21 protein-coding genes and 1 pseudogene are annotated in these 25,234 nt (G+C 72.0%); 15 read left to right on the plus strand and 7 right to left on the minus strand.

The features are described 5' to 3' along the window. Positions 1–183: 183 nt before the first annotated feature. Complete coding sequence (locus tag ABZ721_RS27725) at positions 184–1,398, minus strand: pyridoxal phosphate-dependent aminotransferase (RefSeq protein WP_358791444.1); 1,215 nt, start codon at positions 1,396–1,398, stop codon at positions 184–186. A 90-nt stretch (positions 1,399–1,488) separates the two neighbouring features. Between ABZ721_RS27725 and ABZ721_RS27730 the strand changes: the two are divergent. Together ABZ721_RS27730 and ABZ721_RS27735 are read left to right on the plus strand one after the other, a co-directional pair. After that, positions 1,489–2,385, plus strand: a pseudogene (locus tag ABZ721_RS27730) (P-loop NTPase fold protein); the annotation flags it as partial. 346 nt (positions 2,386–2,731) lie between these two features. After that, the gene (locus ABZ721_RS27735) at positions 2,732–3,487 is read left to right on the plus strand and encodes a hypothetical protein (RefSeq protein ID WP_358791481.1); all 756 of its coding nucleotides are present in this window, start codon (positions 2,732–2,734) and stop codon (positions 3,485–3,487) included. A gap of 15 nt (positions 3,488–3,502) precedes the next feature. On the opposite strand, the gene ABZ721_RS27740 is transcribed toward ABZ721_RS27735, so the two are convergent. Beyond that, positions 3,503–5,122, minus strand: coding sequence for a D-aminoacylase (locus ABZ721_RS27740; protein ID WP_358791445.1), 1,620 nt, complete (start codon positions 5,120–5,122; stop codon positions 3,503–3,505). Positions 5,123–5,166: 44 nt separating this feature from the next. Further along, positions 5,167–6,450, minus strand: a complete 1,284-nt coding sequence (locus ABZ721_RS27745) for an amino acid deaminase (RefSeq protein ID WP_358791446.1) — start codon at positions 6,448–6,450, stop codon at positions 5,167–5,169. Between the two features lie 175 nt (positions 6,451–6,625). Here ABZ721_RS27745 and ABZ721_RS27750 point away from each other — a divergent pair, with 175 nt between their 5' ends. The 4 genes from ABZ721_RS27750 to ABZ721_RS27765 all read left to right on the plus strand — a co-directional run bounded on the left by ABZ721_RS27750 (position 6,626) and on the right by ABZ721_RS27765 (position 10,416). Beyond that, positions 6,626–7,642 carry a sugar kinase gene (locus tag ABZ721_RS27750; RefSeq protein WP_358791447.1) on the plus strand — a complete coding sequence of 339 codons (1,017 nt, stop codon included), beginning with the start codon at positions 6,626–6,628 and terminating at the stop codon, positions 7,640–7,642. Then, on the plus strand, positions 7,639–8,400 hold the full coding sequence (locus tag ABZ721_RS27755; RefSeq protein ID WP_358791448.1) for an IclR family transcriptional regulator: 762 nt from the start codon (positions 7,639–7,641) through the stop codon (positions 8,398–8,400). The genes ABZ721_RS27750 and ABZ721_RS27755 overlap by 4 nt, the downstream gene beginning before the upstream one ends. Further along, complete coding sequence (locus ABZ721_RS27760) at positions 8,397–8,813, plus strand: RidA family protein (RefSeq protein ID WP_358791449.1); 417 nt, start codon at positions 8,397–8,399, stop codon at positions 8,811–8,813. Before ABZ721_RS27755 ends, ABZ721_RS27760 begins: the two co-directional genes overlap by 4 nt. Positions 8,814–8,931: 118 nt before the next feature. Next, positions 8,932–10,416: a gluconate:H+ symporter gene (locus tag ABZ721_RS27765; RefSeq protein ID WP_358791450.1), complete on the plus strand. Its 1,485-nt coding sequence runs from the start codon at positions 8,932–8,934 to the stop codon at positions 10,414–10,416. Positions 10,417–10,478: 62 nt separating this feature from the next. Here ABZ721_RS27765 and ABZ721_RS27770 read toward each other — a convergent pair whose 3' ends face one another. From ABZ721_RS27770 to ABZ721_RS27780, 3 genes are read right to left on the minus strand one after another with little or no spacing between them, the layout of a single operon-like run. Then, positions 10,479–11,126: a hypothetical protein gene (locus ABZ721_RS27770; RefSeq protein WP_358791451.1), complete on the minus strand. Its 648-nt coding sequence runs from the start codon at positions 11,124–11,126 to the stop codon at positions 10,479–10,481. Then, positions 11,123–12,526: a hypothetical protein gene (locus ABZ721_RS27775; protein ID WP_358791452.1), complete on the minus strand. Its 1,404-nt coding sequence runs from the start codon at positions 12,524–12,526 to the stop codon at positions 11,123–11,125. The genes ABZ721_RS27770 and ABZ721_RS27775 overlap by 4 nt, the downstream gene beginning before the upstream one ends. A 9-nt stretch (positions 12,527–12,535) precedes the next feature. Next, positions 12,536–12,838 carry a hypothetical protein gene (locus ABZ721_RS27780; RefSeq protein WP_358791453.1) on the minus strand — a complete coding sequence of 101 codons (303 nt, stop codon included), beginning with the start codon at positions 12,836–12,838 and terminating at the stop codon, positions 12,536–12,538. 82 nt (positions 12,839–12,920) lie between these two features. Between ABZ721_RS27780 and ABZ721_RS27785 the strand changes: the two genes are divergently transcribed. From ABZ721_RS27785 to ABZ721_RS27795, 3 genes are all read left to right on the plus strand, one after another. Continuing rightward, on the plus strand, positions 12,921–13,415 hold the full coding sequence (locus tag ABZ721_RS27785; protein WP_358791454.1) for a hypothetical protein: 495 nt from the start codon (positions 12,921–12,923) through the stop codon (positions 13,413–13,415). A 25-nt stretch (positions 13,416–13,440) separates the two neighbouring features. Continuing rightward, positions 13,441–14,601, plus strand: coding sequence for an epoxide hydrolase family protein (locus tag ABZ721_RS27790; protein ID WP_358791455.1), 1,161 nt, complete (start codon positions 13,441–13,443; stop codon positions 14,599–14,601). Positions 14,602–14,711: 110 nt separating this feature from the next. Next, complete coding sequence (locus ABZ721_RS27795) at positions 14,712–17,378, plus strand: YfhO family protein (RefSeq protein WP_358791456.1); 2,667 nt, start codon at positions 14,712–14,714, stop codon at positions 17,376–17,378. Positions 17,379–17,451: 73 nt separating this feature from the next. Here ABZ721_RS27795 and ABZ721_RS27800 read toward each other — a convergent pair whose 3' ends face one another. After that, complete coding sequence (locus tag ABZ721_RS27800) at positions 17,452–18,921, minus strand: glycosyl hydrolase family 18 protein (RefSeq protein ID WP_358791478.1); 1,470 nt, start codon at positions 18,919–18,921, stop codon at positions 17,452–17,454. Between the two features lie 339 nt (positions 18,922–19,260). Here ABZ721_RS27800 and ABZ721_RS27805 point away from each other — a divergent pair, with 339 nt between their 5' ends. The 6 genes from ABZ721_RS27805 (at position 19,261) to ABZ721_RS27830 (ending at position 25,234) form a co-directional block, all read left to right on the plus strand. After that, positions 19,261–20,193 carry a hypothetical protein gene (locus tag ABZ721_RS27805; protein ID WP_358791457.1) on the plus strand — a complete coding sequence of 311 codons (933 nt, stop codon included), beginning with the start codon at positions 19,261–19,263 and terminating at the stop codon, positions 20,191–20,193. 12 nt (positions 20,194–20,205) lie between these two features. Further along, positions 20,206–20,922 carry a Flp pilus assembly protein CpaB gene (gene cpaB, locus ABZ721_RS27810; RefSeq protein WP_358791458.1) on the plus strand — a complete coding sequence of 239 codons (717 nt, stop codon included), beginning with the start codon at positions 20,206–20,208 and terminating at the stop codon, positions 20,920–20,922. Between the two features lie 91 nt (positions 20,923–21,013). Continuing rightward, complete coding sequence (locus ABZ721_RS27815) at positions 21,014–22,576, plus strand: AAA family ATPase (RefSeq protein WP_358791459.1); 1,563 nt, start codon at positions 21,014–21,016, stop codon at positions 22,574–22,576. Continuing rightward, on the plus strand, positions 22,573–22,968 hold the full coding sequence (locus ABZ721_RS27820; RefSeq protein ID WP_358791460.1) for a TadE family protein: 396 nt from the start codon (positions 22,573–22,575) through the stop codon (positions 22,966–22,968). The genes ABZ721_RS27815 and ABZ721_RS27820 overlap by 4 nt, the downstream gene beginning before the upstream one ends. Beyond that, positions 22,965–24,302 carry a CpaF family protein gene (locus ABZ721_RS27825; protein ID WP_358791461.1) on the plus strand — a complete coding sequence of 446 codons (1,338 nt, stop codon included), beginning with the start codon at positions 22,965–22,967 and terminating at the stop codon, positions 24,300–24,302. Before ABZ721_RS27820 ends, ABZ721_RS27825 begins: the two co-directional genes overlap by 4 nt. Then, positions 24,299–25,234, plus strand: a complete 936-nt coding sequence (locus ABZ721_RS27830) for a type II secretion system F family protein (protein ID WP_358791462.1) — start codon at positions 24,299–24,301, stop codon at positions 25,232–25,234. The genes ABZ721_RS27825 and ABZ721_RS27830 overlap by 4 nt, the downstream gene beginning before the upstream one ends.

The following is a 25,234-nucleotide window of genomic DNA, read 5'->3' on the forward strand; positions in this document are numbered from 1 at the left end:
GCGGCCGCCCGGCGGACACCCCGACCAAGACCGTCCGCCGGACGGACCGATGCCAACCCTCACGCCGAGGGCCGGGTCACGACTCACGTCGTGACCCGGCCCTCGGGCGTTTTCGGCAGGGCGGGCGGGAAGCAGACGGGGGTCGACGGCCGCCGCTGTCACACCGCTCGCGAGCGGTGGGCGTTACGGCTGGCTGTAGCCGTCCAGGAAGCGGGCGATGCGCGCGACGGCCTCCGTCAGGTCGTCGGCGTACGGCAGCGTCACGATGCGGAAGTGGTCCGGCTCGTGCCAGTTGAAGCCGGTGCCGTGCACGACCATGATCTTCTCGGCGCGCAGCAGGTCGAGGACCATCTGCCGGTCGTCCTTGATCTTGTAGACGCTCGGGTCGAGCCGGGGGAAGAGGTAGAGCGCCCCCTTCGGCTTGACGCAGGTGACGCCCGGGATCTGGGTGAGCGCGTCGTACGCGGCGTCGCGCTGCGCCAGCAGCCGGCCGCCCGGCAGGATCAGGCTGTTGATCGACTGATGGCCGCCGAGCGCGGTGGCGATCGCGTGCTGGGCGGGCATGTTGGCGCACAGCCGCATGTTCGCCAGGATCGTCAGACCCTCGATGTAGCTGGAGGCGTGGGACTTGGGCCCGCACACCGCCATCCAGCCGCTGCGGTATCCCGCCACCCGGTACGCCTTGGAGAGCCCGTTGAACGTCAGCGTCAGCAGGTCCGGGGCGATGGCCGCGGTCGGGGTGTGGGTGGCGCCGTCGTACAGGATCTTGTCGTAGATCTCGTCCGAGCAGACGATCAGCTTGTGGCGGCGGGCGATGTCCGTCAGCCCGCGCAGCATCTCGTCGTCGTAGACGGCGCCCGTCGGGTTGTTCGGGTTGATGATGACGATGGCCTTGGTGCGGTCGGTGACCTTGCGCTCGATGTCGGCGAGGTCCGGCATCCAGTCGGCCTGCTCGTCGCAGCGGTAGTGCACGGCCGTGCCGCCGGCCAGCGAGACCGACGCCGTCCACAGCGGGTAGTCCGGCGCGGGGACCAGCACCTCGTCGCCGTCGTCGAGCAGCGCCTGCATCGACATCTGGATGAGCTCCGAGACACCGTTGCCGAGGTAGACGTCGTCGACCTCCAGCGGGATGCCCTTGGTCTGGTAGTGCTGCATCACCGCCCGCCGCGCCGAGAGCAGGCCCTTCGCGTCGCCGTACCCGTGGGCGCTGCCCAGGGTGCGGAGCATGTCCTCGAGGATCTCGGGCGGGCACTCGAAACCGAAGGGCGCCGGATTGCCGGTGTTGAGCTTGAGGATGCGGTGACCCGCCGCCTCGAGCCGCATCGCCTCTTCGAGGACCGGGCCCCGGATCTCGTAACAGACATTCGCGAGCTTCGTGGACTGGATCACCTGCTGCATGCCCGTCACCTTACGGGCGAGTACGCCCGCCCGCCCGGTGTTTTTCGCCACGTCGGCCTGGGGCGCCGGCCGCGCTGGCAGACTGAGCCGATGGCGTCGACCTCCCTTCCCCCGCCCCCTCCGGTCCGCGCCGCCTCCTCCGCGTCCGCCGCGTGGCGGCTGTTCTCGTTGCTCAACGACGAGCCGGTGTCCGCCACCGGTGGGGATCTGCTGGGCGCGGGGCGGGTCGCGGAACAGCTCGCGGGACTGCTGGTGGCCTCCCGGCGGTCCACCCCGTTCACCCTGGCGGTGGACGCCGGGTGGGGGATGGGCAAGAGCAGCCTGATGCGGCTGGTCGACGCCGAACTGCGCGAGGCGCCCGGCGTGAGCACCGTCTGGTACAACGCCTGGACCGCCTCGGGGGACGACGCCCTCGAAGGGCTCATCAAGTCGGTCCTCACCAACTTCGACAGACGGGTGCTGCGCCGCGCGCTGCACCGGATCTCCCGGCCGGGGCCGCTGGCCGGGGTGCTGCGCGTGCTGAGCCTGCTCGTCGCCGGCCCGCTGGGCATCGGCGCGATCGCCGACCAGCTGTGGAACTCGCTGAACCTCGACGCGAAGACGCGCAACGACATGCGCGGGGAGATCGGGGCCCTGGTCAGGGACTGGGCGGACAGCGATCCGGAACTCTCCGAGCAGCGGATGCTCGTGGTCTTCATCGACGACCTCGACCGCTGCTCCGAGGAGACCGTCCTCGCGATCTGCGAGGCGACCAAGATGTACCTCGACGTTCCCGGCCTCGCCTTCGTCATCGGCTGCGACCGGTCGGCCCTGGCACCGAACGGGCTGCTGCGCGATCTGTCGCCCGCCGCGTCCGCCTTCATGGAGAAGATCTTCCAGACCAGCTACCGCGTCCCGGCGCCGGACTACGCCGGGATCCAGGAGTACGTCCGCCGATGCGCGGACACCGCGGGCATCAGCCAGTTCCTCGACAGCGCCCTGGCCGACCTCCTCATCGAGCGCTCCGGACGCAACCCCCGCCGTATCAAGCGGCTCGTCAACGGGTTCGTCCTCGAAGCCACCCTCAACCCCGTGTGGCGGGACTTCGGACCGGAAGCGGTCATCAGGACGCTGCTCGTCCAGTACCTCTATCCCGACTTCTACCGGATGATGACCCTGCCCTCGCCGGCCGGGGTCGGCGACGTGGTCACCGAGTTCCGGGCCTACCCGCGACATCCGGCGCGCCCTCCAGGGCCCGGCCGACGGTGTCACCCCGGGGGAGCTCGCACGGATCGACCTGTTCCTCGCCGCCCACGGGCTGCGCACGCAGACGCCGCAGAACTGGGGGGAGCCGGTGCTGGCCGCCCTGGAACGGCAACTGCCCGTCGACTTCCCCCGGCTGGCCGCCGATGCCGCGTTCACCTCGCTGATCGGCGAGCTGATGGAACTCGCGGAATCCGAGGACCTGGTGCGACGCCTGCGGCTGGGAGCGCTGCGCACCACGGAGCGGCGGGCGAGGCGGGCGCCGGGGCGCGACGAGCGGGTCGACGACGACGCGGAGTACGGCGAGGCGGACTTCGACGACGATTTCACCGTCGACTACACCCCGCCGGCCTGGTACACGCAGAGCGGCGTTCCCGGAGCGGGCTCTCCCGCTTCCGTACGGCCGGCGCCGGCGTCGGCGGCGACGGCGGACGCGCGGCGCCAGGCCCGCCGGTTGCAGCCGTTCGCCGGGGTGGACATCCTCTGGCTGGACGACCACCCGGAGAACAACGTGCAGGAGGTCGACTGGCTGACGGCGTCGGGAGCGGTCATCCGGACCGTGCGGGACGACAACGCGGCCGACCGGGAAATCGCGCTCCGCCCACCGACGTTGCTGATCTCCGACCTCGGCCGGGGAGCGAACGAAAGAGCCGGGCTCGACTACCTCGCCCGGCTGCGCGGCCAGGGCACCTACGACGGGCCGGCCGTCTTCTTCACGTCCCGGGTCACTCCCGCCCTGAGGGACGAGGCGCTGACTATGGGCGCCCTCGACGCCACGGCCAGCTTCTCGGAGCTCCGGCAGGCCGTCCACACCGTGGCCGGCCGGCAGGTACGCCCGCCCCGCTGACCGGCCGCGGCGCGGCTAGCGGCGCCGTGCCGGCGCGCGGCGGATCGAGCGGCCGGCCAGGACGTCCGTGCGGCGGCCGTCCTCCATGACGAAGCGGCCGTCGATGAGGACGTGCGGGATGCCGGTCGGGAGGGTGCGGGGGGCGGCGAAGGTGGAGCCGGCCGCCACCGTCGCCGGGTCGAAGAGGACCAGGTCGGCGCGGAAGCCCTCGCGGACCAGGCCGCGGTCGGGCAGGCGCAGCCGGGCGGCCGGGCGGGAGGTGAGGTGGGCGACGCACTCCTCCAGGGAGAGGATGCCCAGCTCGCGCACGTACTTCCCCAGGTACTCGGGGAAGGTGCCGTACGCGCGCGGGTGCGGCTTGTAGCCCATCAGGATGCCGTCGCTGCCGCCGGTGTGGACCCGGTGCCGCATGATGGCGCGGACGTTCTCCTCGTGGCCGACGTGCTGCAGGATCGTCGTCCCCAGCCGGTCGGCGATCAGCAGCCGCCGTGCCGTGGTGAACGGCTCCTCGCCGCGCTCGGCCGCGCTGCGCGCGACCGTCCTGCCGACGCAGCCGGCGAGCCCGGGGTCGCTGACCCCGGAGATCTCGATCGTCGCCCAGTCCATCGGCACGCCGTGGCAGCCGTCCGCCCCGTCGACCTCCATCACGTGGCGGATCCGCTCCGCCGTCGCGTCGTCGCGCAGCCGCGCGAGCGTCGCCTCCGGGCCGCCCTCCGTCGCCCAGCTCGGGAGCATCGCGGCGAGGGTCGTGCAGCCGGGGAGGTAGGGGTACGTGTCGAGCGAGATGTCGGAGCCGGCGTCCAGGGCGCGGTCCAGCAGCGCCAGCAGGTCGGGCGCCTTGCCCTTGTTGACGCCGAAGTTCATGGTGGCGTGCGCCAGGTGCAGGGCGCAGCCGGCGTCCCGGGTCAGCGCCACCATCTCCTCGTACGCCCGCAGCGCGCCGGCCCCGTACGAGCGGTGGTGCGGGCAGTAGTAGCCGTCGTACGCGGCCACCACCCGGCACAGCTCGGTGAGTTCGGCGTCCGAGGCGTACATCCCCGGCGTGTACGTCAGCCCGGACGACAGCCCGACGGCGCCCTGTTCCAGCCCCTCCGCCACCAGTCGCTTCATCCGCTCGACCTCGGCCGCCGTCGCCGGGCGGTCCTCCCAGCCCAGCGCCAGCATCCGTACGGTGCCCTGCGGGACGAGGTAGGCGGCGTTCACCGCGATGCCCCGGTCGAGCCGGTCCAGGTACCCGCCGACGCTGCGCCAGTCGAAGTCGATGTCCGAGCCGTCGCCGTTCCAGCCGGTGATCTGCGCGCGGACCTCGGCGAGGGTGCGGTCGTCGACGGGCGCGTAGGACAGCCCGTCCTGCCCCAGCACCTCCAGCGTCACGCCCTGGGCCGCCTTCGCGGAGTGGTCGGGGTCCCGCAGCAGGGCCAGATCGCTGTGCGCGTGCATGTCGATGAACCCGGGCGCGAGCGCCAGGCCGCCCGCCTCGACGACGCGGGCGGCCGACATCCGCACGCCCCCGAAGCGTGCCTCGTCCTCACGCCGGATCTCGGCGATCCGGCCCGCGTCGATACCGACGTCGGCCCGGTAGGCGGCCTCCCCGCTCCCGTCGATGACGCTCACGTCGCGGAACACGAGATCCATGCCGGTGCCTTTCCTCTGCTCGCTTGCTCGTTCGGTGGGGAGGGTCAGAAGTACGTGCGGATGTACTCCGTGACCGTGCCGTCCGCCTCGACCAGCGGCAGCAGCTTCCACTTGTCGAAGGCCGTGCAGGGGTGGGAGAGGCCGAGGCCGACCCATTCGCCGATCTCCAGGCCGGAGCCGGGCGCGATGGCGACGAACGCGTGCTGGTCGGAGAGGGCCGTCACCGTCAGGCCGGCGGCCGGGCGCAGCACGCCGTCCGTGCCGCGGACGACCTGCGGTTCGGGCAGCCCGAGGTCGAAGGAGGCGTCGCGCTTGCCCGCGTTGAGGAACGCGAGCGCGGTCTCCGGCTTCGAGACGACCTGGGCCCAGAGCCGGAACGCGGGCTGGAGGGCGCCCTCCTGCGGGATGCGGTCGTGGAACGGGGTGATCTCGCGGTAGTGGCCGTCGTCGTGGGTGATGTACGCGCCCGACCGGAGCAGTTTGAGCAGCGGCTTCGAGAAGTCCGCGGCGTCCACCGGCTGGAACACCTCGGCGACGGCGTCGAACCAGCCGCTGCCGCCCGCGCTGAGGACGATCTCGTCGGCGTCGGCGAAGCGGCCGGCGGCGTCGAAGTCGCGGGCCAGGGCGACGAGCCGGTTCAGCCAGTCGCGGACGGTCTCCGGGGTCTTGACGGGGATCTCGCCCTCGTACCCGGCGACCCCGACCAGCCGCAGGTGGCGGGCGGCGCCGACGGCGTCGGCGACCTCGGCCGCCGCCGCGGCACCGCGCACACCGGTCCGGCCGCCCTGCTCGCCGAGCTCCACGACGACGTCGACGGGGCGGCTGCCGCCCGCTCCGGCGAGCGCCGCGTCCATCAGCTCCACGCCGCGCACGGAGTCGGCGTAGCAGGCGAAGCGGAACTCCGGGTCGGCGGCGAGTTCGGCGGCGAGCCAGCGCAGCGCGGCCGCGTCGACCAGCTCGTTGGCGAGGAAGATCCGCTGGACGCCGTGGGCGCGGTAGACCCGCACCTGGGTGGGGACGGCCGCCGTGATGCCCCAGGCCCCGCGGGCGAGCTGCCGGGCGAAGAGCTGCGGGGCCATGGACGTCTTGCCGTGCGGGGCGAAGGCGAGGCCGTACTTCTCGGAGTAGCTCTCCATCAGCGCGAGGTTGTGCTCCAGGGACTCGGCGGACAGCGTGAGCACCGGGGTGGTGAAGCCGCCGTCGAAGAGCGAGCGCCGCTCGGCCGCCAGCTCGCCGAGGGTCAGCTCCGCGGCGTCCGGCGGCAGGCCCTTGAAGCGGAAGCCGACCCGCTCCTCGTGCAGCCGCTCGGTCGTCTTCGCGACGTCCATGGAACCTCCTGGAGAATCTCTGCGCGGACCTTTACGTTGCATCATGTGCAACGTGCATTGCATGTCGTGCTTTGAGCTGTCTAACATCCCGGCAAGCACCGGGTCAACGGTGTGTGAAGCACCGGCCAGAGCCCGCAGGGGCCGGACCCCGACACGATGAGGAGCGAGAGCGACCGTGACCGCAGTCCCGAGCGGCCCGCAGTTCGACGTAGCGTGCCTTGGCGAATCCATGGTCACCTTCGTGCCCTCGCAGCCCGGCAGCCTCGCCGACGTGCCCTCCTTCCACCGCGGGATCGGCGGCGCCGAGTCCAACGTCGCCTGCGCGCTCGCCCGCTCCGGCCACAGCGCCCGCTGGATCAGCCGCGTCGGCGGCGACGGCTTCGGCGACCACCTGATCCAGGCCGTCGCCGCGACCGGCGTCGACGTCACCGCCGTGCAGCGCGACGCCGACCGCCCCACCGGCATCTACTTCAAGGAGCAGCTGGCGGACCGCACCGCCGTGCTCTACTACCGCGCCGGCTCCGCGGCCGCCGCCATGTCGCCGGAGACCGTGCACCGCCGCGACGCCTGGTCCGGGCGCATCCTGCACCTGTCCGGCATCACCGCCGCGCTGTCGCCCGAGTGCCGCGCTCTGATGCGCTCGCTGGTCGCCCGCGAACCGGGCCGGCCCCTCGTCTCGTACGACGTGAACTTCCGCCCGGCCCTGTGGCGCACCGGCGACGACCCCTGGCTGCTCGCCGAACTCGCCCGGGGCTGCGACATCGTCTTCGTCGGCGAGGACGAGGCGCAGGACGCCTGGGGGCTGGCCGACGCGGCCGCCGTCCGCACCGCGCTCCCCGAGCCCGCCGTCCTCGTCGTCAAGCAGGGCAGCACCGGCGCCACCGCCTTCACCGGCGACACCGCGACCTTCGTCCCAGCCCTGGCCGTCGACGTCGTCGAGCCGGTCGGCGCGGGCGACGCGTTCGCCGCCGGCTTCCTCTCCGCGACCCTGCGCGGACTGCCCCTCGCCGACCGGCTCCGCCACGGACACGTGATGGCCGCCGCCGCCCTCACCGTCCCCGGCGACCTCGGCACCCCGCCCGCACGCGCCCACGCCGACGCGCTTGTCGCCCTCGGCGACGAGGCGTGGGGGACACTGCGGCTGGGCCCTGGATGGACGGATCGGGCCGGATGGACGGAGAAGGACAGATGAGCCAAACAGTCGACCGCGCGCTGCGCATCCTGCCGCTGCTCGCGGAGGGACCCGCCAACCTCGAACAGGTCGCCACCCGCCTCGACGTCCACAAGTCCACGGCGCTCCGGCTGCTGCGCACCCTGCACGAACACGGCATGGTCTACCGCCAGGAGGACCAGCGCTACCGGCTCGGCGCCCGGCTCTTCGCCCTCGCCCAGCAGGCCATGGAGACCCTGGACGTCCGGGAGATCGCCCACCCGCACCTCCTCGCGCTCAACGAGAAGATCGGCCACACCGTCCACCTCGCGGTCTACGAGGAGGGCGAGGTCGTCTACATCGACAAGGTCGAGAGCCGGTACCCCGTACGGATGTACTCGCGGATCGGCAAGCCCGTCGCGATCACCGTGGCCGCCGTCGCCAAGCTGCTCCTGTCCGACCTCCCCGAGGCCGAGCGCCGCTCCATCGCCGAGCGCCTCGAATACCCCAAGTACACGGCCAGGTCGACCCCCGACGCGGCCGCATTCCTCACCGAACTGCTGCGCGTGCGCGAGCAGGGCTGGGCCACCGACCTCGGCGGCCACGAGGAATCCATCAACTGCGTCGGCGCCCCCATCAGGGGCGCCGACGGCAGGATCGCCGCGGCGATGTCCGTCTCCGCGCCGAACGTCGTCGTCACCGCCGACGAACTGCTCAAACTGCGCCCGCTGATCCTCCGTACCGCGGAGGCCATCAGCCGGGAGTACTCAGGAAACACCGTTTCGAAGGACACCCCATGAGCGACACGACCGCCACCAAGACCGCCATCACCCCGGCGACCCACACCACCCCGCCCGCGAAGTTCTCGCACGGCGTGCGCAAGGGCAACCTGCTGCAGGTCGCCGGCCAGGTCGGCTTCCTTCCCGCGGTGGAGGGCCAGGCGCCCACCCCCGCGGGACCGACGCTGCGCGAGCAGACCCTCCAGACGTTCGCCAACGTCAAGGCGATCCTCGAAGAGGGCGGCTCCTCCTGGGAGGACGTCATCATGACGCGCGTCTACCTCACCGACACCGCGCACTTCGCCGAGTTCAACGAGATCTACAACGAGTACTTCGCCGGCCTGAAGGAAGCCCCGTCGGCCCGCACCACCGTCTACGTCGGCCTCCCCGCCGGCCTGCTGATCGAGATCGACGCGCTGGCCGTCCTCGGCTGACCGTCCCTCCCTTGCAGCACCGCACCACCCACCCCCAGCCGCCGCACGGCACGGCGCCCGCGCCACGGGCGCCGTGCCGCGGTCCCCCCTGCCCGCAGACCGAATACGGAGTCCCCACGTGTTCTCACCGCTCACCACCCTCGCCGCGGACCCACCACCACCCGTGCCGCACACCGGCGGCCTCCTCCTGCTCATCCACGGCACGGCCGGACTGCTCACCGTCGCCGCCCTCGGCATCGGCCTGCTGCTCCTGCTCATCATCAAGGCGCGCGTCCAGCCGTTCGTCGCGCTGCTCGGCGTCTCCATAGCCGTCGGCCTCGCCGCGGGCCTGTCCGTCACCGAACTCTTCGGCACGGTGCAGAAGTCCAGCGCCACGTCGCTCATCGAGACCGGCATGGGCGGCACCCTCGGCCACATCGCGATCATCATCGCGCTGGGCACGATGCTCGGCGCGATCCTGGAGATATCCGGCGGCGCCGAAGCCCTCTCGGCCCGGCTGCTCAGCGCCTTCGGCGAGAAGCGGGCCCCCATCGCGATGGGCCTGACCGGCCTCATCTTCGGCATCCCGGTCTTCTTCGACGTCGGCATCTTCGTCCTCGCGCCGATCGTCTACGCCGCCGCCAAGCGCAACGGCAAGTCGATGGTCCTCTACGCGATGCCGCTGCTCGCGGGCCTCTCCATGACCCACGCGTTCCTGCCCCCGCACCCGGGTCCGGTCGCCGCCGCCGGCCTGCTGCACGTCCAGCTCGGCTGGGTCATCCTGATGGGCGCCGCCGTCGGCATCCCGTCCGTCATCGCCGCCTGGGTCTACGCCGCCTGGATCGGCAACCGCATCTTCGTCCCGGTGCCGCAGGACATGGTCGACGCCGCCGACGAGGCGAAGGCGGCGGTCGCCGCCGAGCAGCAGGCCGCGGGCGTCACCCCGGTCGAGACCCCCGTCTCGCTCGGCACGGTCCTCGCCATCATCGGCACCCCGCTGTTCCTGATCCTGTGCGCGACGTTCTCCTCCATCGCCCTGGACCCGAGCACCGGCCGCTCGGTCATCGAGTTCTTCGGCCACCCCTTCGTGGCCCTGATGATCGCCCTCTTCCTCGCGTACTACCTGCTCGGCATCCGCCGTGGCTGGTCCCGCAAGTCCCTCGAGACCGTCTCGACGGCCTCGCTCAAGCCGGTCGGCAACATCCTGCTGGTGGTCGGCGCGGGCGGCGTCTTCGGCGCCGTCCTCAAGGGCAGCGGGGTCGCTCAGGCGCTCGCCGACGCCTTCGACAGCGCGGGCCTGCCGATCATCGTCCTGGCCTGGCTGATCTCGGTCGTCCTGCGCGTGGCACAGGGCTCCGCGACGGTCGCGATCGTCACCACGGCCGGCATCGTCGCCCCCATGCTTTCCGCGGGCGACTTCTCCCAGGCCCACCTGGCCCTGGTCATCATGGCGATCTCCGCGGGCTCCATCTTCGCCTCGCATGTGAACGACGGCGGCTTCTGGATGGTCTCCAAGTACTTCGGCATCTCCGAACGCGACACCCTCAAGTCCTGGACGGTCCTGGAGTCCGTGCTGTCGGTGACGGGCTTCGCGGTGGCCGCGGTGCTCAGCCTTGTTATCTAGGCCGAGGGGGGATGGCCGGCCCCGGCCATCCCCCCTCCTGCGTGGTCACCGCGTTCAGCCGTTCAGCCCTCGACGTCGGAGGGAATGTCATCGGCGACCCCGGCCCACCACCCGTCCTCGTCATCCGCCCGCACTTTGATGCCGTGCACGAGGGCATCGATGTCGGGCATGAGGTGGTTGAGGCGCACCAGATCGCCTGTCGAGGCGAAGACGACGACGTCCAGGGCGTGGGTTTCCTCGCGGAAGGCGTACCAGAGGTTGGCGACGATCTCGTTGTCGTCGAGGACGACGTGCCCGAGGGCTTTTAGGCCCTCGCCGAGGTGGCCGGCGTGAAAGGTTTCGAGGTGGGGCGGGCGGAGGAGGTCGGGGTCGTCAGCGCGGGCTAGGCGTCTGAGCGCGCGGGTTCGATCACCCTCCGCGGGACCGTACGAGACGGTGACAGGTAGGAATTGCTGCCGCAGGTCTCCCAGGTGGATGTAGGTGTGCTTGCCGAGCGGCCGCCTAGCGTAGACGTCGTAGGCCTGCAGAAGTCGTTTGGCCAGGTGTCGGTTCGCGAGCCAGCGATGCGGTTGTCCGCGCAGCAGCAGAACTGTTTCGGCCGTCGACCGGGCCCACATGTCCCGCGTGCCCCAGGAAGTGTCCGGCCACACGATAGGTGGCGTGATGTCAGCCCACCGGTCCAACGAGTAGTAGGTATCGACCCAGCTCATGCTTTCGCTCCTGAGGTGGTCATCGGTCCGACGTCGGGATCGAGCCAGCCGGTATGGAACTGGAAGGTGCTCTTTGCGTCGTCGTAGGCCGTCAAGCTGGGCTTCTCTTCGAAGATTCCGCTGCTACCGCTGCTCTTGTCGGCGAGGTCGGCTGTTGAACCGAGGGCAAACGCCCTCCGATTTCTCACTGCGTGGCCTTCGACCCGCTGGGTTGCCACTTGCACCGCCGAGTTATCGGCATGCTTGGCGAGTTCATGCGCGTTGATCTTTCGAGAGATCGCGGACTCGCGTGAGCCTCCTGCATTGAATACATCCGCAGCTGAAACTTCCGGTTCATGCTGCGACGGGTATTTCGCCGCCGCGCGGGCCCGCGCGTCCATGAGTTTCAGCTGGCGTTGCAGGAATTGCCGTCGTGGTTTCGAAATGCCCTTCTTCTGGAGCTCGCGCGCGATCTCGCCGCGCGCCACGCTCTGTTGTGACCTCGCCGCCGACACGGCGTCCTTCGCCGCCTGCCGCGAGGCAGCCCTCGTCGCGTCGACGCCTGCCGTCACCCCCTGTTCCGCCGCCTTGCCCATCCGCAGCGTCAGGATGGCGACGATGTCGAGGCCGACGTCGGCCCACGTGCCGTTGCCGGTGGTGGCTTGGGCGGTGTGGATGAGGGCGGTGCCGTAGGTGGCGGCTTCTGCGCCGGCGATGGCCCAGGACGCGGCCAGGGCGAGCCATGCCGGGGCGGTGGGGGCGCAGGCGATGAGGACGGCGGCGATCGCCACGGCTGTGGCGATCCAGCCGATGATCTCCAGTGCCTCGTTGATCCAGGCGGCGTTGCGTTCGAGGAGGTTGGAGGTCCAGCTCCAGTAGGAGTCCTCCAGCGAGTCGTCGAGGAGGCCCTCGATCGCGCCGGAGATGCGGCGGGCGTCGGACTCGTAGTCCAGCACCGCGCCGTCGAAGGCGGCCTGCGCTCGGATGAGTGATGCGCGGGCGTGGTCGAGGTCGCTCTTTTGGGTGGGGGTCAGATCCTCCGCGGGGAGGGCGTCGAGGGGGGTGATGATGTCGTGCGCGGCGGTGGCCGCGCGATGGGCGTCGGTGGTCTGGTGCTGGGCGTCGTCGACGGCTTCGGCCCAGGCCGCGACCTTGACGGCGACCCTCTCGTAGCGGTCGGCGACCTTGCCGAGCTTGTCGCGCAGGCGCTCCGCGCCGTCCTGGAGGGCTTCCGCGTACTCGCCCTTGAGGCCGGTGCCGTCGGACAGGGCGCGGAGCCGGGCGATCTGGGTGCGGATCTCGATGGCGGTGTCGGTCAGGGTCCGGCGGCCGGTGCGGATGTCGGCGGGGGAGCCGGGGGTGGGGTCGGCGTAGCGGTCCTCGGTGCGCAGGGGGTGCCAGTCGCGGGGGCGGCGGGGCATCGGGTGGGCTCAGCCCTTCGCTCGGGCGGCCAGTTCGCGGTCGACGGCGGCGAAGGCCGCCTTCGTCTCGCGGATCAGGTTGAGGACCTGGCCGAGGTTCCAGAGGGTCTCCTTGCGGTTGTCCTTCCAGTTGTCCGAGAAGGTGTGCATGACGTCGGCCATGCGCCGTTCCCCGACGGCGTGGGCGAGGGCGTCCTGCGTCGCGGGGCAGCGCTGCAGGGCGGTTCGGATGGAGGCGAGGGAGTGTTCCGAGGCGTCGAGGAGACGGCCGTCGACCTTCAAGTCAGCAGCATTGGCGCATGTGTTGGACATTTGTCCGGACTCCTGTGGGGTTGTGTTCTTGTGGAACGATCTGTTCTGGCATAGGTCACAGACATAAAAAAAGGGAGCGGTTGTGACGGTTGTCGGGTACCGGCTGGTGCTGCCTCCCGGCTGGGGGCGGATCCCGCTGCGGGCGGGGACCGAGGACGCGATCCGGGGGATCGTGGCGGCGGCCTTCGACGGTTCGCGCGGGGACGCGGTGGCGCGGCTGCGGGTCCGGTTGGAGGGGCGGCTGCGGGAGCTGGCGGTGCGGGCGCGGCGGGACGGCGCCGGGATCGACCTCTACCTCCCCGTCCGGCCGCGGGGCGCGGCCGCACCGCCGCCGGCGTCGTTCGTCGTGTCGGAGCTGGCGATCGGCGGCCGGAGGGAGCGGCGTGAGTACGTCCTGGGCGAGGCCCGGCGGGTGGACTACGTGCTGCCGCTGCCCGACGCCCCCGGCCGCTGCCTGGCCGCCGCCTTCTCGACGCCGACCGCCGGGGCGGAACCCCGGCTCGCCGATCTGATGGTGGAGCTGTTCGACGCCGTCATGGGGACTTTCCGGTGGACCGCGGACGCGGACCCTCGCTGACCGCATCGCTTCGTACCGTGCCGGTATGAAGCAGCAGAGGACGATCCACCCGAAGATCCACCCCTACCGTGTCGACTTCCCGCAGGCCGACCTCGACGACCTGAACGAGCGGCTGTCCCGCACCCGCTGGCCCGACGAGCTGACGTCCTTCAACGCGCACTGGGACTACGGCGTCCCCGTCGCCTGGGTGCGCGAGCTCGTCGCGTACTGGCGGACCGGCTTCGACTGGCGCGCCCAGGAGGCGCGGCTGAACGCGCACCCGCAGTTCGTCACCCGGATCGACGGCACCGACGTGCACTTCCTGCACGTCACGTCCCCCGAGTCCGACGCGCTGCCGCTGGTGCTGACGCACGGCTGGCCGGGCTCGGTCTTCGAGTTCCTCGACCTGATCGGCCCGCTGACCGATCCCCGCGCGCACGGCGCCGACCCGGCCGACGCGTTCCACGTCGTCGTGCCGTCGCTGCCCGGCTTCGGGCTGTCCGGGCCGACCCGTGAGCCCGGCTGGGACCGGACCCGGGTCGCCCGCGCCTGGATCGAGCTGGTGGACCGCCTCGGGTACGGCGGGCGCTGGGGCGCCCACGGCGGTGACGTCGGCTCGCTCGTCGGGCGGGAGCTGGGGGTGCTGCGTCCCGACGGGCTCGTCGGGACGCACGTCACGCAGGTCTTCGCGTTCCCCGGCGGGGACGAGAAGGAGCTCGCGGAGCTGACGCCCGAGGAGCACCGGCGGCTCGGCGTGCTGGGGACGTTCAGGACCCGCGACGGCTACCAGGCGATCCAGTCCACCCGGCCGCAGACCCTCGCGTACGGGCTGACCGACTCGCCCGCCGGGCAGCTCGCCTGGAACGCGGAGCTGTTCAACAACTTCGGCGACGTCGTGGACATGGTCGACCGCGACGCCTTCCTGGCCAACGTCGCCCTGTACTGGCTGACCGGGACGGCTGGCTCCGCCGCGCGGATCTACTACGAGGACAGCCGCTCGGGCGCGTGGGAGCGGGAGGAGCCGAACACCGTGCCGACCGGGGTCGCGGTCTTCCCCGACGACTTCCTGTCCATCCGGCGCTTCGCGGAGCGGGCGAACAACATCACGCACTGGACGGAGTTCCGGGAAGGGGGCCATTTCGCGGCGCTCGAGGTGCCCGAACTGCTGGTGGGAGACATTCGGCGGTTCTTCGGTTCCCTGCGCTGACGGAACGCGCGATGAACACCCGTTGAAGCGGGAGCGTCGGCTCAGCGGGCATTCGGGTCCCGGGGGGAATCCGGGCTTTCGGCACGTTAGCGTCCCCTTCGGAGGAAGCCATGCCGACGAAGGAAGCCGCCTCGCAAGAGGCCGGTGACAGCGCCACCAGCGACACCATGAGCAGCACGAGTAGCAGCACGAGTAGCAGCACCAGCGCCACCGCCCCGGAGACCGCCCCGCGCATCCGCCGCCGTGCCGCCGCCCTGGCCGCGTCGATCACCGCGCTGGCGTTCTGCGTCGGCGACGCCGTCGCGACGACCTTCCCGTTCGGGCGGCACAGCCGGAGCGTCAGCGACCTGGGCAACCAGTTCGTGCCGTTCCACGCCCACCTGTGGGACCTGCTGCACGGCAGGGCCGACGGCGGGCTGCTCGTCAACTGGCAGTCCGGGTACGGCTCCAGCTTCCTCCCCGACCTCGGCACGTACCTGAGCAGCCCCTTCGCGCTGCTGGTCGCCCTCTTCCCCCGGGACGAGATCGACCTGGCGGTGTACGTGATCACCGTCCTGAAGATGGCGTCGGCGGGCGCCGCGATGGCGTTCCTGCTGCTGACGCTGCGCGGCGGCCGCTGGTGGACGGCCGGGGCGCTCGGCGCCTCGTACGCGCTCTGCGGCTGGTCGATGGCCGAGGCGTCGTACAACCTGATGTGGCTCGACGGGCTCATCGCGTTCCCGCTGCTGTGCCTGGTCGGGGAGTGGGCGCTGACGAACCGGCGCCCGGTGCTCGGGCCGCTGGTCGTCGCGCTCGCCTGGACGGCCAACTTCTACACGGCGTACATGGCGACGATCGGCGCCGCGCTCGTCCTGCTGCTGCGGCTGCTGCTCGGCCGGGAGGACGTGCGGCGCAGGCTCGCCGTGCTCGGGCGGGCCGTGCCGACGGTGCTGCTCGGCATCGGGCTGGCGGCACCGCTGATCCTCGTCGTCTTCAAGGCGACGAAGCTCGCGCACCCCGGCCGCGTCAACACCTTCGCGCCCGCCGCCGTGCCCGACGTGCTGGCGCGGCTGCTGCCGGGCACGTACACCTTCGAGACGCCCGCCGTCTGGGTCGGCACGGCCGCGCTGCTGCTCGCGCTGACCCTGCCGTTCAACACGGCGGTCGCCCGGCGCGAGCGGGCCGGGTGGAGCGCGCTGGTGGTGCTGGTGCTGCTCTCCATGCAGTGGAAGCCCACGCACCTGGCCTGGCACGCGTTCGCGACGCCCAACGGCAGCTCGTACCGGCAGACGTTCGTGCTCTGCGGGCTGCTGGTCATCGCCGGCTGGCTCTCCCTCGCGCAGGGCGTCCCCGGGTGGCGGCCGCTGCTGGGCGGGGCCGGGCTGCTCGCGGTGGTGGCCGCCGTCGGCGGCACCAGCGTGGTCGCGGAGTCCTGGACGGTGCCGCTGCTGGCGCTCTCCCTCGCGCTGGTGCTGGGCAGCCTCGTCCTCCTGCGGACGGCCGAGGCGCGGCGGCGCACCGCCCGCTGGGTGCCGGTGCTGGCCGCGGTGCTGCTGGTGGGCGCGCAGGTGGGGGAGTCCGCGGTCGCGGAGGCGGCGTACGACAAGGCGCGGCTGGGGCGGCTCGACGACTACGGGCCGTGGGGCCAGCGCCAGGACGTGCAGAGCGCCGCGGTCGCCCGGTCCGACGGCTGGCCCGCGTACCGGACGGACCCCGGCATCTGGCAGACGGTCGGCAACGACCCGCTGGTCGTCGGCGGGCAGGGCGCGCAGTACTACAGCAGCCTCACCTCGGAGGTCTGGGCGAGCACGCTGACCGCGCTCGGCGGCGGCTACTCCTCGCGCGGCCGGTCGCCGCGCAGCATCGACGGGCCGGTCACGGACGCGATCTTCTCGGTCGGCGCCCGGCTGCACTCCGACCAGGACCCGTTCCGGCACCCGCTGCGCGGCCCGTACACGACGACGGTGACGGTCTCGCGGATGGACGTCCCGCCGCTGGTGACCGTCCGCCCGGCCGGCGGGCCGCAGTCGTACGGCGACAACACGTTCCGCAACCAGGAGGCGCTGCTCGGCGCCCCCGTCTACACCATCCCCGAGGTCGAGGTGCGGGAAGCCGACGGCACCGTGCCGCGGCTGACGCTGACCGGCCAGTACGGGGTCAGGGCGCGCGAGGCGGGCAAGTGGGGGCCCACGCAGGTGCTGCGGGCCCACTGCCCGGCGGGCAGCGAGGTGTTCCTGTCCGTGCCGGACTTCGCCGGGGTGGGCGGGCTGCACGGGGTGTCGGCCGGGGTGCGCTTCGACGCCCGCCCGCCGCAGAACCGCGCGACCGTCCAGCCGATGGGGGCGGCGCCGGCCTCCGGCGACGTCCGGGTGGAGCTGACGGCTCTGGGGGCCGGAGCGCTGCCGCGGGAGCCGGTCGGCTGTCTCGACCGGGCCAAGCTCGCCGCCCGGGTGGCGCAGTTGAAGGCGACCGGTGCCACACGGGTCTCGGTGTCCGGTATCCACCTGAGCGCGCAGCTGCCGCCCGGCAGCACCGGCATCGCCCTGATCGCCGCCCCGGCGATCGAGGGGTGGAGCTGCTCGACGGGCGGCGGCGGCGCCCGGCCGGCCGGCAACCACCTGGGCCTGCTGTCGGTCCCGCTGGACGGCACGTCGCGCACCGTCAGCTGCGACTTCACCCCGCCGGGGCTGAAGGCCGGGTCCGCGGTGGGCGGCGCCGCGGCGCTGGGGATGCTGGCACTGGCCGGGTACCGGTGGTGGTCGCGCAGGCGCCGGCACGGTGCCGGGGCGGCGACATGACACCGCGCCCGCCGGGAGGCTGTGAGCCGTCCCGGGGGGCGCGGTGAGCAGGTGCGGACGGATCCGCGGGGGGTTACGGCAGGGCGTGCACGTGCGGGCCGACCGTGTTCGACCACTGGTTGCCGTTGGAGGCGTCCCAGTTGGTCGACCAGGTCATCGCGCCGCGCAGCGTCGGCCACTTGGTGGCCGGCTTGAAGGTGCCGCAGCCGGTGCCCTTGGTCAGGCAGTCGATCGCGTTGTTGACGACCGTCGGGGAGACGTAGCCGGAGCCCGCGCCGCTGGTCGAGGCCGGGAGGCCGAGGCCGACCTGGGACGGGTCGAGCCCGCCCTGGATGACCGTGCAGGCCTGCGTGGTGATGAAGTCCACGGTGCCCTGCGAGTAGACGCCGCCGTCACAACCGTTCATCGAACCGCTGTTGTAGTACTGGGTGTTGACGACGGTCAGGATGTCCTTGATCTTCAGCGCGGTGGCGAAGTAGCCGCTCGACGGGGAGAGCATGTCGATCGTCTGCGGCGCCATCGTGATGATGAGCCCCGAGCCCGCCTTGCTGCTCAGGCTGCGCAGCGCCTGCGACATGTAGGTGGAGTTGAGCCCGTTCTCCAGGTCGATGTCGACGCCGCTGAACCCGTACGTCTGCATCAGCGAGTAGACGCTGTTGGCGAAGTTCGTCGCGGAGGCCGAGTCGTTGATCGACACGGTGCCGTTCTGGCCGCCGATGGAGATGATGACGCGCTTGCCGGCCGCCTGCTTCGCCGCGATGTCCGCCTTGAACTGGGCGACGGAGTAGTTCAGCGCCGGGTCCAGGTTGAAGGTGACCGCGCCGGGCGTGGTGGTGGCGTCGGCGAACGAGACGGCGATGATGTCGTACTGGCTCTGCACCTGGGCGATGGTCTGGACCGTCGCGCCGTTGTTGAAGTTCTGCCAGTACCCGGTGAGCAGGTGCTTGGGCAGGCTGCCGGTCGGGGGAGTCGTCGGCGGCGTGGTGGGCGGCGTGGTCGGCGGTGTCGTGGGGGGAGTGGTGGGCGGTGTCGTCGGCGGCGTGGTGGGTGGCGTCGTGGGCGGGGTCGTCGGGGGCGTCGTCGGAGTGCCGCCGGGACCGGTCAGGACGACGTCGTCCGCGAAGTACGCGGGCTGCGCGTACCAGCCGTTGAGGTAGACGGTGACCGAGGTGGTGCTCGCGCCCGTCGTGAACTTCGTGCTCAGCTGCTGGTACGAGCCGGCGGACGGGGTCCAGGTCGAGACGTCCGAGGTGCCGGTGCCGCTGGCGCCGAGGTAGACGTACGAGCCCTGCACCCAGGCGCTCAGCGAGTACGCGGAGTTGGGCTTGACGCTGACGGTCTGCGAACACTTCGCGTTGTCGGAGCCGCTCGGGCTGGCCTTGAGGGCCGAGGACCCGCCGTGCGTGGGGGTGGAGACGGCAGCACCGCTGCCCGCCGTGCACGTCCAGCCGGAGAGCCCGCTCTCGAAGCCGGAGTTGCTGATGAGGTTGGTGTCGGCCGCCTGGGCGGTCCCGACGTTGGCTATCGCGAAGCCCGCGGCCACCAGCGAGGCGGCTCCTACGGTGGCGAGTGCCGTACGCGTGACTTTCGGTCTCCGATAGGCATGAGATGCACGTTCCACGACTGCCTCCTGGGGGCAAGGAGTTGGGGGGTGGTGGGGAATGCACGAGAGAGTTGGGCGACGCGCCCTGCGTGGGACCAAGCTGGTCCAGACCAATGGGGTTGTCAAGACCTTTGGCCTTCACCAGTCGTTCATGCGGGGCATCCACGCGTTTACCGATCCTGATCCGCGACTTTCCGCACTCATTCCGCTACACATCGATAGGCTGGCGCACGCGATCCGGCTGGTGAACGGTCCTTGCGCAGGACAGGAGGGCTGCGGATGTCGAGCGTCATAACGGTCACGGCGGATGATCTCGCCGTTCCGCTCGAGCAGCATGTCGCGCGCACCTCCGCCGCGCTCGACGCCCACGGGCACCTCATCGCCCTCGCCTCGCCCGATCCGGCCGACGCCGGGCGCCGCCGGCTGCACACCGTGCGCGCCGCGCTCGAGGCGGACCGGATGGCGATCGTCCCCGTCGACCTGCCGCCGCTCGCCACCGCGCTCCTGACGGAGCAGCTCCGCCAGCTGGCCGGAACCGACCTGGGCCCCGGCGTGCTCGCGGGCGCGGCCCGGCTGCTCTCGTACTACCTGTACTCCGGCGCGCTGCTCGGCTCGGTCAGCAAGCTCGACCGGGTGCCGGTCACGGTCGGCAAGCACTTCAAGTCGCTCGTCCCCGGACGGCACTTCGCCGTCATGGCGCACCCGGAGCCGGGGCTGTTCGAGATCGGCACCGACGCGCCCCCGGCGGGCCCCGGGTTCCTCACCCAGCTCGCGGTCGCCGGCCACGGGCTCGACGCGGGATGGGTCACCGGCACGCTCGCCCCGACCTGGCGCTCGCAGCACATCCGCGAGGTCCCGCTGCCGGAGGGGTCGACGCGCTGGTGGGGAACCGGCAGGCTCGTCGAGTTCACCGCGTACATCGCGGACATCGGCATCCTGTACCAGCTGGTCACGTCGGTCCGCCGGGACGCCTGCCCGTGGTGCGGCCTGGAGGTGATCGGCGACCAGTGCCTGTTCTGCTCGACGCGGATCGGCCGCCCGGAGGGCGCGCACCGCTCCGACCGCACCGACACGTCCGGCGGCTCCGTCGGCTCCGGTGGCCGCCCGCGGCAGGTGACGGCGGGCGCGGAGCAGCCGTTACGCCGGCCGCCGCAGCACCAGCGCCCGCTGCCGAACCCCACCCGCCCCCAGCTCGAACCCCATAAGCGATAGGTCTTCCTGCCGATGAACTCACGTCAGCGACGCGGTGTCGTCCTCCTGGTGGTCTCCGTGGTGTGCGCGGTGGCGGCCTTCGCGGGGGTCGTCACGGTCATCGGCAACGCACGGTCGGAGGTCGGCCCCAAGGTCACGGCGTACCAGCTGACCAAGGACGTGCCGGCCTACCAGGCGGTGACCGCCGGGCAGTTGGAGAAGGTGCGGATACCGGAGAAGTGGCTGCCCGACACCGCCGTGCGCGACCTCGCCACCGTCCAGGGGATGGTGGCGGCGATCCCGCTGAAGCGCGGCTCGCTGCTGGAGTCGGGCATGGTCGCGGCCAGGCCGGCGCTGCAGCCGGGCCAGATGGAGATCGCCATCATGATCGACGCGGAGACCGGGGTCGCCGGCAAGATCACCCCGGGGGCGAAGGTCAACATCTTCGCGACCTTCGCGGGCAAGAAGGACACCGACCCGGACGTCTCGAAGATCATCGTCACCGGCGCGCGGGTCATCGACGTCGGGGAGATCAGGGCGTTCGACAAGAGCCAGGACTCCCAGCGGCAGGCCGCCCAGGGCGTGCCGATCACCTTCGCCCTGGACGCGGGCGACGCGCAGCGCGTCGCGTTCTCCGAATCCTTCGCCCGGCACGTCCGGCTGGCGCTGATCGCCCCGGGCGACGACCGCGCCCCGGCCGAGAGCGACCGCACGTACACGCTGGCGGGCGACGCGGGGCCCAAGCGATGACGGGGTATGAGGGTCATCGCCGGCGCGCCGCCTCGACGACGCCGTTCCAGGCCGTCCCCGTGGCGGCCGCCACCCACTCGGGAGGCCGTCCGTGATCGTGAGGATCCTGTCCGGCACCGGTGACCCGGATGCCGCCCGCGCGCTGGCCGGGCTGCTGCACCAGCTGCCCGGTGCGGAGCCCGGCCCCGCGCTGCCCGACTCGACGCTGCTGCTCGACACCCTGGCCCGCGCGGCCGAGACGGGGATCGACGAGCTGCCCGAAGTCGTCATCGTGCACGACGGCATCACCCCGACGCCCGCGCTGGAACTGATACGGGAGGTCGCGCTCCGCTTCCCGGCCGTCGGCGTCGTGCTGCTCACCGCCGACCCGAGCCCGGCCGTGCTCTCCGCCGCGATGGACTCCGGCGCGCGCGGCGTCATCGGGCTGCCGCTGTCGTACGACGAGCTGGCCGCCCGCGTCGAGGCGGCCGCCGCCTGGGCGGGCGGCGTCCGCCGCCACCTCAGCCCGCAGCGCGCCCTGCCCGCCGTGGCCGGCGGCACCCTCGTCGCCGTCGCCGGCGCGAAGGGCGGCGTCGGCACCACCGTCACCGCCATCCAGCTCGCGCTGGCCGCGCACGCCGCCGGACGGTCCACCGCGCTGGTCGACCTGGACCTGCAGGGCGGCGACATCGCCTCGTACCTCGACGTCCAGTTCCGCCGCTCGATGGCCGACCTCGCCGACATCGCCGACATCTCGTCCCGCGTCCTGCACGACGCGATGTACCTCCACGAGTCCGGGCCCGCCCTGCTGCTCGCCCCGGGCGAGGGCGAGCGCGGCGAGGACGTCACGGACCGCTCGGTGCGGCTGGTGCTGCACGCGCTGCGGCAGCGGTACGAGGTCGTCGTGGTGGACTGCGGGACGCAGCTGACCACGGCGAACGCCGTCGCCGTCGAGACCGCCGACACGGCGCTGCTGGTGACCACCCCGGACGTCGTGGCGGTCCGGGCCGCCAAGCGCATGGTCCGGATGTGGGACCGGCTGCAGATCCGCAAGCCGCAGGACACCACGGCCGTCGTCAACCGCTACACCCGCTCCACGGAGATCCAGCCGTCCCTGATCGCCCGCATCACCGGCACCAAGGTCGCGGGCTCGGTCGTGCCGGCCGCGTTCAAGGAGCTCCAGTCCGTCATCGACGCCGGACGCCTGCACGACCTCGACAACCGCTCCACCGTCAAGCAGGGGCTGTGGGCGCTGGCGGCCGAACTCGGCCTCGCCGTCGGCGGGCCGCAGCCCAAGGCGGCCCGGCGCGGCAGGCGGGCCGCGCTGCGGGAGGACCGCGGCCAGGTGATCCTGGAGACGCTCGGCATGACGCCGATCATCCTCATCACCCTGATCCTGGTCTGGCAGGCGGTGCTCGCGGGCTACACGTACACGCTCGCCGGCCACGCGGCGGACGAGGCGGCGCGGGCGGCGGCGGTGGGGCAGGACGCGGCCGCGGCGGCGCAGCGCGACCTGCCGGGCGCGTGGGACGGCAGCACGGCCGTCGAACGGGGCGGCGGGAAGGTCACCGTCACCGTGAGCCTCAAGGTGCCCGTGCTCTTCCCGGGCGCCATCGACTTCCCGCTGACGGTGCGGGGCCACGCGTCCACGGTGGACGAGGAGGCGAAGAGATGACCAGTGTCCGGATGACCGGTTCCCGCAAGCGGCGGGAACGCGGCTCGGCGTCCCTGGAGTTCCTCGGGGTCCTGCCGATCCTGCTGCTCATCGCGATGGCCGGGATCCAGCTCGGCTTCGTCGCCTACGCCGCCAACCAGGCGGGCACGGCCGCCCGCACCGCCGCCCGCACCGCGGCGCTGCGCGCCCCGCACCCGGACGCCGCGGAGGCGGGCCGCAACGCGGTGAGCGACTGGCTGCGCGACGGCACCACCATCGCGGCCCCCTCGGAGGACGGCGACTCCGTCACCGCGACGGCCGTCATCAACATCCCGTCCGTCATACCCGGCGTGAGCATCTTCGGTCCGGTGCGGCGCAGCGCGACCATGCCGAAGGAAGACACCACCCCATGAGCCTGCGCGCCCGTCTCGCCGTCACGGAAGAGGCCACCCCCCAGACCCAAGAGGGCCACATGGTGGCCGTCTACCGCACCAAGCTGCTCCAGGAGATCGACCTCGCCGAGATGTCGGCGCTCGCCACCGCCGAGCGGCGGGCCCGGCTGGAGCGGGTGCTCGGGCACATCATCAGCCGCGAGGGCCCGGTCCTGTCGACGAAGGAGCGGGCGGGCATCATCCGCCGCGTCGTGGACGAGGCGCTCGGTCTCGGCATCCTGGAGCCGCTGCTGGAGGACCCGACCGTCACCGAGATCATGGTCAATGGTCCGGACAAGATCTACGTCGAGCGGGGCGGCCGGGTCGAGCAGGTCGCCGCCCGCTTCTCGTCCGCCGAGCAGCTGCTGCAGACCATCGAGCGCATCGTGTCGACCGTCAACCGCCGGGTGGACGAGTCCAACCCGATGGTCGACGCGCGGCTGCCGAGCGGTGAGCGCGTCAACGTCATCATCCCGCCGCTCTCGCTGAGCGGCCCGACGCTCACCATCCGGCGCTTCCCGCGCGCCTACACGCTGCGCGAACTGATCGAGCTCGGCACCCTCGACGAGCACATGCTGATGCTGCTGTCGTCGCTGGTCCGCGCCAAGTGCAACATCATCGTCAGCGGGGGCACCGGCTCCGGCAAGACGACGCTGCTCAACGCGCTGTCCGGGCTGATCCCGGACGGCGAGCGCATCATCACCGTCGAGGACGCCGCCGAGCTGCAGCTGCAGCAGGACCACGTGATCCGGCTGGAGACCCGGCCGCCGAACGTCGAGGGCGAGGGCCGCATCACCATCCGCGACCTCGTCCGCAACTCGCTGCGCATGCGCCCCGACCGCATCATCGTCGGCGAGGTCCGCGGCGGCGAGACCCTGGACATGCTCCAGGCGATGTCGACCGGCCACGACGGCTCGCTCGCGACCGTGCACGCCAACTCCGCCGAGGACGCGGTGCTGCGGCTGCAGACGCTGGCCTCGATGAGCGAGGTCAAGATCCCCTTCGAGGCGCTGCGCGACCAGATCAACAGCGCCGTGGACGTCCTCGTGCAGCTCACCCGGCACGTCGACGGCACCCGCCGCATCGTGGAGATCGCGATGCTCTCGTCGCGCGGCCGCGACGTCTTCCGCCTCACCAGCGCCACCCGCTTCCGCGCCGAGCCGCTGGGCGCGGACCGCATCGTCCGCGGCTGGTACGAGCACCACCCCCTGCCGCGCGAGCTGGCGGAGCGCCTGTACCTGGCCGGCGAGCACGTCCCGGCTGCGTTCGGGGTCGGCGCCACCGAACTGGAACTCGACATCAGGGAGGCCAAGTGAGCGCCCAGCTCCCGCTGATCGTCATCGGCGCCACCCTGATCGCCCTGACGCTGGGCGTCTGGGGCCTGCACGCCTGGGCCGGCGGGCGCGCGGAGCGCGCGGCCCTCGTCGAGCGCCTCGCGGGCGAGCCGGGCGACACCGGCCGCCACGTCCCCTTCGCTTCCCTCGACCGCCGGGTGCGCGCCACCGGCTGGGGCAAGCGCCTCGCCGGCCGCCTCGCGGCCACCGGCACCGACCTCACCCCCGGCCAGTTCACCGCGGCGGCCATCGGCGTGGTCGGCGGCGCCTGGCTCGTCGCCGACGTCGTCCTGGCCCCGTTCTTCGGCCCGATCGCCGCGGTCCTCGCGTTCTGGTCCGCGTACTCCTTCCTGGAGTGGCGCCGCCGGGTGCGCACCGAGCGCTTCATCGCCCAGCTCCCCGAACTCGCCCGCGTCCTGGCCAACGCCACCCAGGCCGGCCTCGCGCTGCGCACGGCGGTCGGCATGGCGGCGGACGAGCTGGAGGCCCCGGCGGGCGAGGAGCTGAAGAAGGTCGCCGACGCGATGGCGATGGGCCACTCCGTCGAGGACTCCCTGGCCGAACTGCAGGAACGCCTGCCCAGCCGCGAACTCATCGTCCTGGTCTCCACGCTCGTGCTGTCGAGCCGCGCCGGCGGCTCCGTCGTCGAGTCGCTGCGCAACCTGACGGTCACGCTGGAGGAGCGCAAGGAGACGCGGCGGGAGATCCGCACCCAGATGTCCCAGGTCACGGTGACCGCGTACGCCGTCCCCGTCATCGGCATCGGCTCGTTGTTCCTGCTGAACCAGATCATGCCGGGGTCGCTGAGCGCGATGACCGGCTCGAACATCGGGCGCATCTGCGTGCTGATCTCGCTGAGCCTGTACGTGGTGGGCTTCTGGATGATCCGCCGGATGTCGAGGATCGACGTATGA

The sequence above is a fragment of the Streptomyces sp. NPDC006733 genome, from assembly GCF_040636125.1.
GTDB lineage: Bacteria > Actinomycetota > Actinomycetes > Streptomycetales > Streptomycetaceae > Actinacidiphila.